The organism is Okeania hirsuta, assembly GCF_003838195.1.
In the GTDB taxonomy this organism is placed as follows: domain Bacteria; phylum Cyanobacteriota; class Cyanobacteriia; order Cyanobacteriales; family Microcoleaceae; genus Okeania; species Okeania hirsuta.
The window spans coordinates 1-13,685 of the sequence record NZ_RCBY01000003.1 but is presented as its reverse complement, the minus strand read 5'-3'; the positions used below and the strand labels follow the sequence as shown (position 1 = coordinate 13,685).

At 36.9% G+C, this 13,685-nt stretch carries 12 protein-coding genes and 2 pseudogenes; 8 read left to right on the top strand and 6 right to left on the bottom strand.

Annotated features, from left to right (window positions below; all coding sequences use genetic code 11):
• Positions 1 to 24: 24 nt before the first annotated feature.
• On the bottom strand, positions 25 to 3,537 hold the full coding sequence (locus D5R40_RS00920; RefSeq protein WP_124154128.1) for a WD40 domain-containing protein: 3,513 nt from the start codon (positions 3,535 to 3,537) through the stop codon (positions 25 to 27).
• 119 nt (positions 3,538 to 3,656) lie between these two features.
• On the bottom strand, positions 3,657 to 5,252 hold the full coding sequence (locus D5R40_RS00915; protein WP_240038822.1) for an AAA-like domain-containing protein: 1,596 nt from the start codon (positions 5,250 to 5,252) through the stop codon (positions 3,657 to 3,659).
• A 224-nt stretch (positions 5,253 to 5,476) separates the two neighbouring features.
• On the opposite strand from D5R40_RS00915, the gene D5R40_RS00910 reads away from it, so the two are divergent.
• The 3 genes and pseudogenes from D5R40_RS00910 (at position 5,477) to D5R40_RS38930 (ending at position 7,173) form a co-directional block, all read left to right on the top strand.
• On the top strand, positions 5,477 to 5,776 hold the full coding sequence (locus D5R40_RS00910) for a TRADD-N-associated membrane domain-containing protein (protein WP_240038821.1): 300 nt from the start codon (positions 5,477 to 5,479) through the stop codon (positions 5,774 to 5,776).
• Positions 5,777 to 6,088: 312 nt separating this feature from the next.
• Entirely contained in the window at positions 6,089 to 6,316 is a 228-nt protein-coding gene (locus D5R40_RS00905) for a transposase family protein (RefSeq protein ID WP_124143838.1), read from the top strand.
• Positions 6,313 to 7,173 (top strand): annotated as a pseudogene (locus D5R40_RS38930) (ISAs1 family transposase). Before D5R40_RS00905 ends, D5R40_RS38930 begins: the two are co-directional and overlap by 4 nt.
• A 59-nt stretch (positions 7,174 to 7,232) precedes the next feature.
• On the opposite strand, the gene D5R40_RS00890 reads toward D5R40_RS38930, so the two are convergent.
• The 3 genes and pseudogenes from D5R40_RS00890 to D5R40_RS42315 form a co-directional block, all read right to left on the bottom strand.
• The gene (locus D5R40_RS00890) at positions 7,233 to 7,451 is read right to left on the bottom strand and encodes a hypothetical protein (RefSeq protein ID WP_153183448.1); all 219 of its coding nucleotides are present in this window, start codon (positions 7,449 to 7,451) and stop codon (positions 7,233 to 7,235) included.
• A 55-nt stretch (positions 7,452 to 7,506) separates the two neighbouring features.
• A pseudogene (gene tnpA / locus D5R40_RS42320) lies at positions 7,507 to 7,753 on the bottom strand (IS200/IS605 family transposase); the annotation flags it as partial.
• Positions 7,754 to 7,771: 18 nt separating this feature from the next.
• Positions 7,772 to 7,906, bottom strand: a complete 135-nt coding sequence (locus D5R40_RS42315; protein ID WP_375339358.1) for a hypothetical protein — start codon at positions 7,904 to 7,906, stop codon at positions 7,772 to 7,774.
• Positions 7,907 to 7,972: 66 nt separating this feature from the next.
• Here D5R40_RS42315 and D5R40_RS00880 point away from each other — a divergent pair, with 66 nt between their 5' ends.
• From D5R40_RS00880 to D5R40_RS00860, 5 genes are all read left to right on the top strand, one after another.
• The gene (locus D5R40_RS00880; protein WP_124143834.1) at positions 7,973 to 8,230 is read left to right on the top strand and encodes a hypothetical protein; all 258 of its coding nucleotides are present in this window, start codon (positions 7,973 to 7,975) and stop codon (positions 8,228 to 8,230) included.
• Between the two features lie 499 nt (positions 8,231 to 8,729).
• The gene (locus tag D5R40_RS37260; protein ID WP_205127269.1) at positions 8,730 to 8,882 is read left to right on the top strand and encodes a hypothetical protein; all 153 of its coding nucleotides are present in this window, start codon (positions 8,730 to 8,732) and stop codon (positions 8,880 to 8,882) included.
• A 1,092-nt stretch (positions 8,883 to 9,974) separates the two neighbouring features.
• Positions 9,975 to 10,697 (top strand): aldehyde oxygenase (deformylating), encoded by a 723-nt coding sequence (locus D5R40_RS00870; protein ID WP_124143833.1) that lies wholly within the window; start codon positions 9,975 to 9,977, stop codon positions 10,695 to 10,697.
• A gap of 171 nt (positions 10,698 to 10,868) precedes the next feature.
• On the top strand, positions 10,869 to 11,888 hold the full coding sequence (locus tag D5R40_RS00865; RefSeq protein ID WP_124143832.1) for a long-chain acyl-[acyl-carrier-protein] reductase: 1,020 nt from the start codon (positions 10,869 to 10,871) through the stop codon (positions 11,886 to 11,888).
• Between the two features lie 373 nt (positions 11,889 to 12,261).
• Positions 12,262 to 12,558 (top strand): hypothetical protein, encoded by a 297-nt coding sequence (locus D5R40_RS00860; RefSeq protein WP_124143831.1) that lies wholly within the window; start codon positions 12,262 to 12,264, stop codon positions 12,556 to 12,558.
• A 367-nt stretch (positions 12,559 to 12,925) separates the two neighbouring features.
• On the opposite strand, the gene D5R40_RS00855 is transcribed toward D5R40_RS00860, so the two are convergent.
• Positions 12,926 to 13,624, bottom strand: a complete 699-nt coding sequence (locus D5R40_RS00855; protein ID WP_124143830.1) for a sensor histidine kinase — start codon at positions 13,622 to 13,624, stop codon at positions 12,926 to 12,928.
• Positions 13,625 to 13,685: the final 61 nt, after the last annotated feature.

Here is a 13,685-nt window from a genome sequence, read left to right as displayed (position 1 = left end):
CAAGAATTTTAGTTAAACCTGTCCTTACTTACTTTTGACTTCTGACTTCCCGTCGCCAACACCATCACATAAATGTTTATCGCTTTCACTCACATCAGGGTTATTTTCTAGGTAGTCGCGCATCCAGTTGCAAGCCCACTCATGGAAGCTAAACTTCCAACCATTCCACAATTTTACTGTTTTATCATAACCAGCGGAAGCAATAGTCTCTCCATCAGGACTAAATGCTACACCATGGACCCAACTCTGATGATCCTCCAGAGTCCTCAATAATTGTCCTTTCTGGTTCCATAACTTTACTGTTTTGTCAGCACTTGCAGTAGCTATAGTCTCTCCATCAGGACTGAATGCTACATCATTGACCCAATCCTCATGACCGATGAGAGTATGCAGTAATTTCCCCTGACGATTCCACAATTTCACTGTTTTATCATAACCAGCAGAAGCAATAGTCTCTCCATCAGGACTAAATGCTACACCACGGACCCAATCCTCATGGCCGGTGAGAGTCTGCAATAATTTCCCCTGACGGTTCCACAATTTCACTGTTTTGTCACCACTGGCAGAAGCAATAGTCTCTCCATCGGGACTAAATGCTACACCATAGACCGAACTCTCATGGCCGGTGAGAGTCTGCAATAATTTCCCTTGACGGTTCCACAATTTCACTGTCTTGTCAGCACTTGCAGAAGCAATAGTCTCTCCATCAGGACTAAATGTTACACCATAGACCGAATTCTCATGACCAGTGAGAGTCTGCAATAATTTCCCTTGACGGTTCCACAATTTCACTGTATATTCATAACTTACAGTTGCTATAATCTCTCCATCAGGGCTAAAGGCTACATCCCAGACGAAATCCTTATGCTTGGTGAAAGTTTGCAATAATTTCCCTTGACGGTTCCACAATTTTACTGTATAGTCACGACTTGCAGTTGCTATAGTCTCTCCATCAGGACTAAATTCTATATCATTGACCACATGCTTATGACCAGTGAGAGTCTGCAATAATTTCCCCTGACGATTCCACAATTTCACTGTCTTGTCAGCACTTGCAGTTGCGATAGTCTCTCCATCAGGACTAAATTCTACATCATTGACCCAACTCTGATGACCAGTGAGAGTCTGCAATAATTTCCTCTGACGGTTCCACAATTTCACTGTCTTGTCAGCACTTGCAGTTGCTATAGTCTCTCCATCAGGACTAAATGCTACACCATTGACATAATCTTTATGGTCACTGAGAGTACCCAAGACTTTATCCTGACGCTCCCACAATTTCACTGTATTGTCGGTACTTGCAGTTGCAATAGTCTCTCCATCAGGACTAAATGTTACACCATTGACATAATCTTTATGGTCACTGAGAGTATGTAATAATTTCCCCTGACGGTTCCACAATTTTACTGTATAGTCACGACTTGCAGAAGCAATAGTCTCTCCATCAGGACTAAATGCTACACCATTGACCCAACTCTGATGACCAGTGAGAGTCTGCAATAATTGCCCCTGACGGTTCCACAACTTCACTGTATTGTCACGACTTGCAGAAGCAATAGTCTCTCCATCAGGACTAAATGCTACACCATTGACCCAACTCTGATGACCAGTGAGAGTCTGCAATAATTTCCCTTGACGGTTCCACAATTTCACTGTTTTGTCACCACTGCTAGAAGCAATAGTCTCTCCATCGGGACTAAATGCTACACCATTGACCCTACTCTCATGGCCGGTGAGAGTCTGCAATAATTTCCCCTGACGGTTCCACAACTTCACTGTATAGTCATCACTTGCAGAAGCAATAGTCTCTCCATCGGGACTAAATGCTACACCATTGACCGAATCCTCATGCCCCCTCAGAAGATTACGCTCTCGGTATCTTTGAGGATAGATAGATATTATGACTTGCCTTAAAGCACCTTTTATCTGCTTCCTGTTATTAGCCTGGGGTTGGAATATGATATTAGGACTCGGTAGTTGTTTTGCTGCTCTTAAAGCTTGCAGGATTGCTTCCCTATACTGATTTGAATTAAAAAATAATTGAGAAGTAATACTTTTACGCACTGCTTCCACTTCCGCAACCTCGAGACTTGCTCGCAAAAAAATCACTCCAGTAAAAGCTGCTGTCATAAAGGATAGTGCCAATAGTCCAAAACTTATCCACAGCCACTTTTCTACTTTCCGCTTTGCCTCATCTAGTATCTGATTTACCTTCGACTGAGCATCCAACTTTACCTGCATTTCCAACTTTTCTCCTTCAATAGCCTGTTTCTCCAAATCCTGAGAAGCAGCCAAAAAGCGATAGTCGAGAACACTCAAACTTTTATCCCCCGCCCACACTAAAGCATCAGCTAAAGTTTTACCTCCCAACAGTCGCGACTCATCTTGACATCCCGACTTTTGCCAAGCAGTAAACGCCTCAGAGTAAGGTCGTAACTTGGCTAACTCCTGTTCTACCCACTGAAGATTAAATACTTGTTGATAGATATAATTAGTGACCTGTAACTTGCCTTGACATTTGACAACCAAACCTGTGAGGCGGAGTTCCATTTGTTCAGAACTGTCATTTGCTCTTATTCCCTTATAAGACGAGATTAAAACCTGCTGATACAAACCCAACAACCGACTTGCTCGTTTTTCATTTACCAAGACGCGATCGCGAATTGTCCGTAAGTGTTCTGGGTTATCGTGAGATTCCCAATTATTAATAATATAAGTCCGAACTAACTCTCCCACATCGGGAGTACTACTATTATTATTTTGAACAATTATTTGACACAACTTTTGAGTTAAAAAAGGTTGCCCACCAGTCCATTCTAAAACTTCAGCTAATACCTGTTCTGCATTTTCTACCCTATTTTTTAAGCCAGGAGTTAGGAAATCTTTGGCTTCTGCGAAACTAAAACCTGTTAACTCTATCGCCCTACCAATATTAAAAGGAGTCCGAGTTTTATCAGCTATTAAATTAGAAGGAGTTGCCACCCCAAATAAAGCAAAAGATAATCGTTGATATTCTGGATTTTCTGCCCGTTTATTATGGCAAGCTCGAATCAGAGCAAAAAAATCATCGGTGGGAAAATCTAGACTAATTAAACTGTCTATCTCATCAACAAAAATGACAGTATTTTTCCCAACTTCTCGCAGCAAAACTTCTCTTAAAAAATCTCTAAATTGTTGTACAGGGGATAAATCTTCTCTTTCTTTTAACCACGTTCGCCGATTAATACTCAAGTCAAAAGTGCTAACCAACTCTTGAATAATACCCCGATACCATTGCTTGACATTAATTTCTTGACTACCCACATCAGTTAAGTCAATTACAGCACAGGCAAACCCTTCTTTTTCTAATCTGGCCTTAGTACGTAACATTAAACTTGACTTTCCCATTTGTCGGCAGTTCAACACATAACAAAATGCTCCTAATTTGAGGGCATGATAAAGATTTTCATCTGCTTCTCGTTTCACATAACTAGGTGCATCAGCAGGTAAACTTCCTCCTACTTGATATTGATAATTTTGGTTTTGTTTTGTGTTCATGGATAGACCGTTTCACGGAAGTCAAAAGTCAAAAGTAATTTATGATTGAGTTTTCGTTGTGGAAATCCTCCGAACAGGATTTACTAATTTCCGCGCCCTCAATGGATAGTCCTATATCATTATAAGCGTTCATAAAAATATTGCCGATATAATTCACATCTAGGAATAACATTATTACCCACTAATTTTACTAATCCTAAACTATACAATTTATAAGTCAACATGGACTCTAAATTTACACATTCTGTTGCCATAACAACTTTATGAAAAGCTGCTTTTAGTTCGGGATTAGTTTCTAAAATTGATAATAATTCTTGCAGATGACTGCGATAAATTCCCTCATTAGTTGGTGCTTTTTCTAGTAATTCCGACAAGGTTAAATTCTGACGAATTGCTAAATAAGACAAAGCCCGGTCTAATAAAAAAGGATGCCCTCCCATAACGTCAGTTAACTGCTTCACTTTTTCAGCCTGCCAATTTAATTGATAATTTTCAGTAAGTTTCCTTACTTGCTCCAAATTAAACTCTGGTAACTCAATAGGTTCGCCCACATTAAAAGGAGATTGATTAATATCTAAAGTAATATAAACTTCTGTGGAATGAACTACTACTAAGCGTAACTTTTTCCAGAGATTTTTTCGTTTTGCTGTCTCATGCCAAGAACGTAATAATCCCAAAAAATCCTCAGCAATTGGATGTGGAAAAATCAAGTCTATATTATCTATACATAAAACCAATGCTTCTGTTACTTTTGGCAATAAGCATTCTTCAAAATAAATCTTACAATTAACCTTACTACTATCTTCCTCATCCCAAGATTCATTTAAAATTTCTTTTGGCACATTTAATTCACGACCTAAACCACGACAAAACCAGCGCAAAAATTTATCTAAATCTTGAAAATCAGTAGTATCAGCATCTAATAAGTTAATAGATGCCGCTTGGTAGTTATGTTTTTTCCCTTGTTCTAAAATTCTATTAGTGAGAAAAGTTTTTCCCATTTGTTTAGGAGCTTTAATTCTGATTAAAGAACCTGGTTGTAATAAAGTTTCATAACAAATAGATTCAATAGGTGGTCGTTCAATATAAATGGCATTTTCTATTTTTCTTTCCCTTTCTGGTGTTTGAGCTATCGCTTGCCAATCAAGACCTAATTTCTCACATATTTCGGTAAAATGTAAGAAATATACAGGTCTACAATTAAGGAAATTAGAGACAGTTGAAAGAGCAATACCTAACTCAATAGCTAGATTTTTTTGACTAGGAAAATTATTACTCTTAACAGCCGATTTAACTTTTTCCAGATATTCTGGTGCGACTCTAATAGAGCTAATGGGTTGTCGTTCTATATAAATAGTCTTTTCTACTTCTGTTTCTTTTTTCGGTATAGGAATATTAACTGAAAAATTGTTTTGTATTGTTGATAATTCTTGTTCATCCCATTTCCGCTTCAAAGCCTCTCTAAAATTTTTCTTAGACACCTCCTCTCCTAATGCTTCTGAAAGTTTATCCCATAACTTTTTGCCATAATCCTTACTCAAAGTATTTGGAGCATAATTACAAGATTTTGCCATTTTCTCGTAAGTATAATTATCCCAAGCACCTTTAATAATTATTTTTTCAACATCACTGAGGTATTTTCCTGTCTTTTCAAATACAGCTTTATCTGCAAGTTTTTCTGCTATATCCCAAGTAAATTCAACTTTTAAGTTCATGGATAGTTTAGAAATCTAGACTTTTTACCAAAACTATCATATAAATTTATTTACTATCCAAAACACATAAATCCATACTTTTCCATACTTTTCCATACATTTTTGTGAAACTGCATAAATTTACCATATTTTATACATCAATTATTTCCTTACCTTTTCCCATTGTTAGTCTCATTATCAAATGTCAATATAGGAGACAACAAAGTAATAAAGGAATTTCAAAGATGACTACATTTAATAATAATCAAAACCCTACCCCTACCACAATGGAACAACTCGTAATTAAAGAACGCCTGCGTCAAGCAAAATTAAGCTTTAATATTGCTCTAACTTTAACTGTAATTAGTGCCATTATCAGCGTAACAGGTGCGGGACTTTTACTATCAGGAAAAACTTCTGAAGGAACAGCCACAACAGCAGGCGGACTTGCTTCACAAATTGTCAGTATCGGTTTACTAAAAATGACTAAAGATACTAATGAAAGACTCGATAAAATAGCAACTGAATTCCAAGACGAAGATTAGAAGAAAGCAAACATTGAGTGGGCAAATATTCTCTTACTCTACTAAAATTATCTGATACCAAATTTTGATGAAGCTGCATATAACTAGAGCTTATAAAAACATTGCCTTGCTTAAGTTTATTCTGTGCAACTTCACATTAAATTGGTATATAGCGTTTCTCAAATTGGTGAGATACAGTTTTAGATCCCCCCTAACCCCCCTTAATCAGGCAGGGCTAATTCATTGTCGCCAGAGAAAAATATTGAGGAGTACAATGATTGGTGTCAAGTATTGAGTGAAGCCAAATATTCTCTATTTAGGGCTTAGATAGAAATGAACTTGTTACAAATCTTGGCCCAGTTACCAGATTTTCGAGCTGCCAGAGGGAGACGTTATCCATTATGGTTAGTATTACTGTTAGTAATTATGGGTACAATGAGCGGTTGTTTCTCCTATTGTGCCCTAGAAGATTTTGCTCGTCGTCATCACCTGGCCTTACACCAACAACTAGAGCTATCACCTTTGAGTTTTCACTCCAGAAGTCTACATTTCGGCGAATGATGACCAGAATTGATTTTGCTCAGTTGGCTCAAGTATTCAATCAATGGGCTAAACAGCAAATCACAATTCAAGAGGCCGAATGGTTAGCAGTAGATGGTAAGAGTATTAGGTCTACTGTGAGTGATTGTAATAGTTCTTACCAAAACTTTGTCAATGTTGTTTCTGTGTTCAGTAATTGTCAAGGAGTACCTGTACCTGTAGAGCAATTTCACAATCAAGAAAGTAGTGAAATTGCTGTTGTCCAAAGCATATTGACTAGCTTAAACCTCAAAGGAGTGGTTTTTACTTGTGATGCCTTACATGGTCAAAAAAAACAGTCAAGTTAATCATTGACAGTGACAATCATTACAAGGGTAGCACTCAAAGGTAATCAAAAAAAATTGTACCAACAGGTACAACTAACGACTAAACAAACACAACCAAGTAGTATTGATATATCAGAAGACAAATGCAGAAATCCTTTGGTTTGTAGAACAGTATCTGTGTTTAATCATCTGTTGGGAATTAGCTCTGAGTGGGAGGGAATTAAGTCTTTGATTAAAGTAGAGCGTCAGGGTAAACGAGCAGGTGTTGATTATGATCAAACAGCTTACTACATTAGTAGTCTAGAGTTGAGTGCTGCAGAATTTGCAGTAGGAATTCAGGGACATTGGGGAATTGAGAATCGACTACATTGGGTTAAAGATGTAGTGTTTGGAGAGGACAAGAGTCTAATTCGGCACTCTCAAGCTGCAGCTAATTTTTCTGTGATTCGTCAGTTGGCGATCGCTATCTGTCGCCTTCATGGCTATTCTTCCCTCACTACTGCTATTCGTACCATTGCTCACGATTTGGAGCAGATTTTTCTGCTGTTGTAAATCCAGAACTGAAGTCGCCCTCGAATTGAAATGGGTTCAGACAAGACCCTTGCTCTGAGCTAGTTTTCCATTTCAATCGTTCTGGTGTTTGTGATCGCTACTTTCATGCAACAAAGCCGTTTAAGAGTGATAATTTCGGGAAAAAACCATGAAATACTTGATAACATGGCCAAACTTGTACTCCTCCTGGTTGTTTGCGATCGCGACTGACTCCGTAACAATTTTTTCTGTTTAAGAGTGATAATTTCGGGAAAAAACCATGAAATACTTGATAACATGGCCAAACTTGTACTCCTCAATATTTTTCTCTGGCGACAATGAATTAGCCCTGCCCTAATGAGGGTCGTTGATGTATTCCAAAATCAAGGGCGGTGCTGACTTTTCCAGTAGTATAATAAAAATAACTGTGAGTTCATAAACTAGGCAGCTTGCATAATTCAGAAGACTCTTGTCGCAACAATCGAGAAGACCTGCCTTTTAAAGCTTTGACTATTTTGTGGATTGCCACATCACAGCCATGCTCTACCAATACATGAACATGGTCTGGAGCTATTTCTAATCCTTTGATTAACCAACCTTTTTCTGTGGTCACTTCCCATCAAATTTTGCCTAACCTGGTTTTAACTTCACCCGCTAAAAGCTTTTTGCGTCCTTGAGGTATCCAGACTAAATGGACATGAGCCAAACCGACAGAATGGTTGTTATGACGATATTCTTTTGAAAGATTTTTCATATTGATAAGTTGACATTTATCGGCATCTTGATGATCATAAAAATATGAGCAAAAAAAACAAAAAACATGGGATGTCAACAAGCTTTACTGCATCCCGTTCAAAACCTATTAGCCATATTAGAATACTTGTGTGGCGAGGCCAATAAGGTATTCAATTGTTCTGTTTATTATGGCCGACTAGTCTGGTTTAAAGAGAATAGATTTGTCACTCAAGGCGAAGTTTGTGGGCAGATGAAATGGAAGGTACATTTTAATGATATCTATGGTTCTAGTTCCCAACAAATATGCAACGGTGTTGTTGAATCTTTGAGAAGTTTTAAATAGCTACTTAAGCTGTTTGGAAAAGATGAATTAGCAAATAAACCCAAGGCTGCTAACTATTGAAAACCTGGTTTATTTACTGTTTATTATTCTAAAAAATCCCTCAAACTTACTGATCAAGAAATTAAAGTTCCATTAGGACGCAAAGTTAAAGCATGGTTTGGATTGGACGCTGTTTAGATTCCGATGTCGAGTAACTTAGACTGGGACTTAATTAAAGAGATTAGGATTTGACCTCGTCATGGTTGTTTCTATACTGAGTTTATCATTTTCTTTGTGGGTTTAATACCCCACCGTCAACAGGGGTGTTCACGCATTACTTGGGGGAGCGAATCCCCATGTAATTTTCCTCCTGTCTCCTGTCTCCTGTCTCCTGTCTCCTGTCTCCTTCTTCAATTATGAAATTAAAACTCAACCAGTTAAACTAGATTTCCATCAAGCACTTTCCATTGACCACGGTTTAAACAATTGCTTAACCTGTGTAGAGACTCAGGGCCATAGCTTGATTATTGATGGTAAACATCTCAAGTTCAAAAATCAACGTAATCGTCAGATGGGTGATGGTGTTAACAAAACAGCAAAATTGGTTATTAATCATTGTCTTAAACATGAAATTGGTACAGTCGTTTTTGGTTGGAATAAAGAGCAAAAATAGTCAATTGAATTGGGAACTAAAACCAATCAAAAGTTTGTACAAGTTCCTAATGCTAGATTCAAAGAAAGAATCGAGGAACTTTGTAACTTATATGGGTTGCAATTTGTAGAACAATCAGGAGTCCTATACCTGGCAATCATCGTTTTTAGGCAATGATGCTCTGCCAAAATACGGTGAAAAACCCGATCACTGGGAACCATCAGGAAAGCGTATTAGGGGAGATTTATATCAATCTGCTTTGGGTTTTTTGATTAATTCCGACTGCAATGGTGCTGCAAACATTCTGACAAAAGTATCTCGAAGGCTTAAGCTCAACTTAAGTCAACTAAGTAGAGGCGCATTGACAACGTCTTTAAGAGTTCGATTTTGGGCTACTTAAGAATCTGCGTCTCTTTACAGCGCTTTTCAAATTGATGAACCACATCTTCACAAACAAAACTTTGTAGGGACGTTCCATCGAAAGTTCCTACTGTGGTCTACCCAAATGAAAACCGCTGTAGAGCGCAGAGTGTCAAGGGCCGTTGTAACCAAGATAGTATTAAAGAAATATTGGCCATTATAAAATACGACAACATATAACAGCGGTCAACGTAAATAATAGCCATAAATAACAAAGTGTAATCTAAAATATCAATAGGTAAGCCAAGTAAATATTCACTGTACTTATGAGGTTGACATATTTCCCCGCTTGCCCATAGCACAACATCGAGGGATGCTTCAACTTTCACAGGTAATCCTTGTTCATACACTAGGTGATGTCGCTCCCCTGTATTTTGATAATAATATTGGTCTCTATCTCGTACAACTTTCTCTGACTAAAGTTTGCGGGACTTCTCATTGTTTCTGTTAAAATGGTCAGTGGATTAATGTATAATTTAATTTTGAGTAAGTATTTATACTAAAAACTCAACTAGAATTGACATAAATGGAGGTTCTTACCAAGATTAAGGCCAAATTCACCGAATAAATTACAGTTATACTAGGCAATTATTCTAGAAAGTAGGTACAGTAAACTATAAGCTAAGTTAAGATAAACCAAATATTTTTCTTTGCCCTGATAAAGCAATTTTTTGATGAGGAGATAACTAACTGATGACAAAGCTTGAAGCAATTTCTACCATAGATTCTCAAAGTGAAACTGACAAAACAATATTTGTAAGTTTCACTTACAAAGATGCCTACAGCCGAATCAATGCAATTGTCATTGAAGGAGAGCAAGAGGCATACGAAAATTATATAAGTCTGGTTGAAATGCTACCAGACCACGAAGAGGAACTCAAGAACCTCTCCAAAATGGAAAATCGTCACAAAAAAGGCTTTCAAGCTTGTGGCCGAAATCTGAAGGTGACACCAGATATGGAATTTGCCAAAAGTTTTTTTGAGCCACTACATACAAACTTCCAAGAAGCAGCAAAAACAGGTAATTTAGTTACTTGTTTGCTAATTCAATCTCTAATTATTGAATGCTTTGCGATCGCAGCCTACAATATCTATATACCAGTTGCCGACCCCTTTGCTCGGAAAATTACTGAAGGTGTAGTCAAAGATGAATATACCCACCTCAACTTTGGCGAAGTATGGCTAAAAGAGCATTTTCAAGACTCCAAAGCTGAACTACAGAAAGCAAACCGCCAAAACTTACCCGTAGTATGGAAAATGTTGAACCAGGTGGAAAAAGATGCGAAGACCCTGGGAATGGAAAAAGATGCTTTGGTTGAAGACTTTATGATTGCTTATGGCGAAGCTTTGGACAATATTGGCTTTAAAACTGGAGAAATCATGCGTATGTCAGCTTATGGTCTAGCTGCCGTATAGTTAATTTCAATCAAAATGGAAATTAGGACGAGCAATGAGTAATGGCGTAGCATTTAACAAAAAACTTTTTCATAGTGAAAATATATAGTTGCCAACTGCCATATACCAATTTCTCTCTGATTTCCACACACCATCAACAATAACTAACTTACTAATAATACTTACAATTTAATGTTTGGTCTAATTGGTCATCTAACTAGCTTAGAACACGCCCAATCAGTAGCAAGGGATCTAGGGTATCCAGAATATGCAGATCAAGGTCTTGATTTCTGGTGTAGCGCTCCGCCTCAAATAGTCGATACAATTAAAGTAACAAGTATCACAGGTCAAAAAATTGAAGGCAAGTATGTAGAATCTTGTTTTCTACCGGAAATGCTAGCAGCTCGCCGAATCAAAGCAGCAACTCGCAAAATAATGAATGCTATGGCTCATGCTCAGAAGCATGGTATTGATATAACTGCTTTAGGGGGTTTCTCATCAATTATTTTTGAGAATTTTAATTTGCAAAAGTTTCAGCAAATCCGCAATATTACATTAGAATTTAAACGTTTTACTACTGGTAATACTCATACAGCCTATATTATCTGTAAGCAAGTAGAACAAGCTGCCCAAAAGTTAGGAATCGAATTGTCAAAAGCAACAGTTGCAGTATGCGGGGCAACTGGTGATATTGGTAGTGGAGTCTGTCGTTGGTTGAATACTCAAATAGAAGTGGCAGAATTATTATTGATAGCTCGCGAGCAAGAGCGGCTAAAAAATCTACAAGCGGAATTAGGACGAGGTAAAATTTTAGAATTAAATGCAGCTTTGCCTCTGGCGGATATTATAGTTTGGGTAGCTAGTATGCCAAAGGGTGTAGCAATTGATCCAAATGTTTTGAAGAAACCTTGTTTATTAATTGACGGTGGTTATCCAAAAAACATGGCGACTAAAGTTCAGCAAGAAGGAATCTATGTTCTTAATGGTGGAATAGTAGAACACTCTCTTGATATTGACTGGAAAATTATGAATATTGTCAATATGGATGTGCCTGGTCGTCAGTTGTTTGCCTGTTTTGCAGAGTCAATGCTATTGGAGTTTGAAAAGTTATATACTAATTTTTCTTGGGGGCGTAATTTAATTACTGTAGAAAAAATGGAACTAATTGGTCAGTTATCTGTCAAACATGGATTTAGCCCTCTAATGCTTTGAAGAATGCAGAAGAAATATTTAATTTATTAATTTAGGAACATTTGATTTTCTTCTAGTTCAAAAGTAAAAGAACATGGATAATTGATGTTTTGTGAACAATTAAATGAAGGGCGTTGCTAAATGAATGTATAATTTTTCTAGATTTTGAATTAAGTTTATAGCTTTCAGCGATCTATTCTTATCATACCCATAATCAAAAACGCCCTTTTTTAGTTTTACTTCCTCTCTCCAATACTATAATTAATCCCGAATTAATACAACGCCAAATTTTCACTGGAGCGATCACTACTATATTTCCGGAATTTCCTGATGGCATGAAGGATCTAACTAGAAGAACCTAGATAAGTTTATCCAATGTTTGGAGTGGGAAGATATGTCTAATAATTCTACATCAAAATTTCGTCCAAGAAAACATATTATTTCTCTTGGTTGGTTTAGCTTTATAATGATTAGTAGTTTTACTGGTTTAATTAGAGATGGAAATTTTGGGAGCTTACCAATAAATTTTTTAATTGGTAGTATTCCAGTGGCTATTGGTCATAATCTTGATATTCAGAATCAGAAAAAAGAGCAGAAATTGCTTTTAGCAGAACAGGAAAAACGTAAATTAAAACTAATGGTAGATTTAGCTGTGAGTCAAACCTTGCTGGAAAGAGCGGAAAATTTATAATATAGCAGAAGAAAGAATAAAGAAGGAAGAATAAAGAATAAAGAAGGAAGAGGGAAGAGGGAGGAAAGCTATTTATTGAGCAAGAAAAAAAACTGAAATTTCCTGTAGATATTCACCCTTGGGTTTACACAAACGATTGCCCTCAGACATGATATGACTTGAGAAAGGATAGGAGTTCCTCAAAGATAGTTAGTGAAGGTTTTCCATTTCCCTTACAGCGCTTTTCAGATAGATAAACTACATCGTCATAACCAAAATCCTGTAGGGGCTTTTTGGCCATTTACTAACGTAGAGCTGCCACTTTATATGTTGCGGAGCAAAACGCCCCTACTGTGGTTTATTGAAATGAAATGAAAAGCGCTGTAATTTAAAATCTGGATTTATAGTTGAGAGGATAAAATCTTAAATTAACTACTGTACCCTTACAACTATCAAAATTAATTTCAGCTTTCAATTGTTTAGAAATAATTTGTACTAATTTTAACCCTAAAGAAGAACTATTTTGCCAATCAAAACCAGGAGGAATACCAATACCATTATCTTTTATTGTAAAATAAACTTTTTCTTGTTGATCTTGATATAATTCAATACATATTTCTCCAGATTTATTATTAGGGAAAGCGTGTTTAAGTGAATTAGTCACCAATTCATTAATTAACAAACCACAAGGAATTGCAGTTTCTAAATTAAGAGCGATCGCTTCTACATGAATTATAGGTTTAATTTGACTTTCTCTGTCCCCGTAAGAACAAAACAAATTATCTATCAAAGCATGAATATATTCACTACCGACTAAACCAATTAATTCATCTCCAGAAACCATAGGAATGCACAACAAAGATTGAATTGATTGTGCTGACAATATTCGTTTTTCTCTGCTTGCTTCCAGAGGTAAATTGGAGACTAATGGTATATGTACGACCTCAAATTTATTCAGCTTTTCCATTATCCATGGTAAATAATCTATAAGAAAATTCTGTTGAACTTCAATTTTAGCTTCTGTTTTTGTAGCTCTCCATTGGTGAGTATTACTAACTTGAAGTCGATCGCTACTTATTAAAAACATATAATATCAAATCCGGTAGCATCGGAGTAATTAAACCTGAATTTTCGGCCACCAATGGTAC

Excerpts from the sequence above, each read along its gene's own strand:
- D5R40_RS00890 (WP_153183448.1), bottom strand. The coding sequence starts at position 7,451 with ATGTTATCAAGTATTTCATGGTTTTTTCCCGAAATTATCACTCTTAAA.
- D5R40_RS00865 (WP_124143832.1), top strand. The coding sequence starts at position 10,869 with ATGTTTGGTCTAATTGGTCATCTAACTAGCTTAGAACACGCCCAATCA.
- D5R40_RS42315 (WP_375339358.1), bottom strand. The coding sequence starts at position 7,906 with ATGAAAAATCTTTCAAAAGAATATCGTCATAACAACCATTCTGTCGGT.
- D5R40_RS00910 (WP_240038821.1), top strand. The coding sequence starts at position 5,477 with ATGACTACATTTAATAATAATCAAAACCCTACCCCTACCACAATGGAA.
- D5R40_RS00880 (WP_124143834.1), top strand. The coding sequence starts at position 7,973 with ATGGGATGTCAACAAGCTTTACTGCATCCCGTTCAAAACCTATTAGCC.
- D5R40_RS00920 (WP_124154128.1), bottom strand. The coding sequence starts at position 3,537 with ATGAACACAAAACAAAACCAAAATTATCAATATCAAGTAGGAGGAAGT.
- D5R40_RS00855 (WP_124143830.1), bottom strand. The coding sequence starts at position 13,624 with ATGTTTTTAATAAGTAGCGATCGACTTCAAGTTAGTAATACTCACCAA.
- D5R40_RS00870 (WP_124143833.1), top strand. The coding sequence starts at position 9,975 with ATGACAAAGCTTGAAGCAATTTCTACCATAGATTCTCAAAGTGAAACT.
- D5R40_RS00915 (WP_240038822.1), bottom strand. The coding sequence starts at position 5,252 with ATGAACTTAAAAGTTGAATTTACTTGGGATATAGCAGAAAAACTTGCA.
- D5R40_RS00860 (WP_124143831.1), top strand. The coding sequence starts at position 12,262 with ATGTCTAATAATTCTACATCAAAATTTCGTCCAAGAAAACATATTATT.
- D5R40_RS00905 (WP_124143838.1), top strand. The coding sequence starts at position 6,089 with ATGAACTTGTTACAAATCTTGGCCCAGTTACCAGATTTTCGAGCTGCC.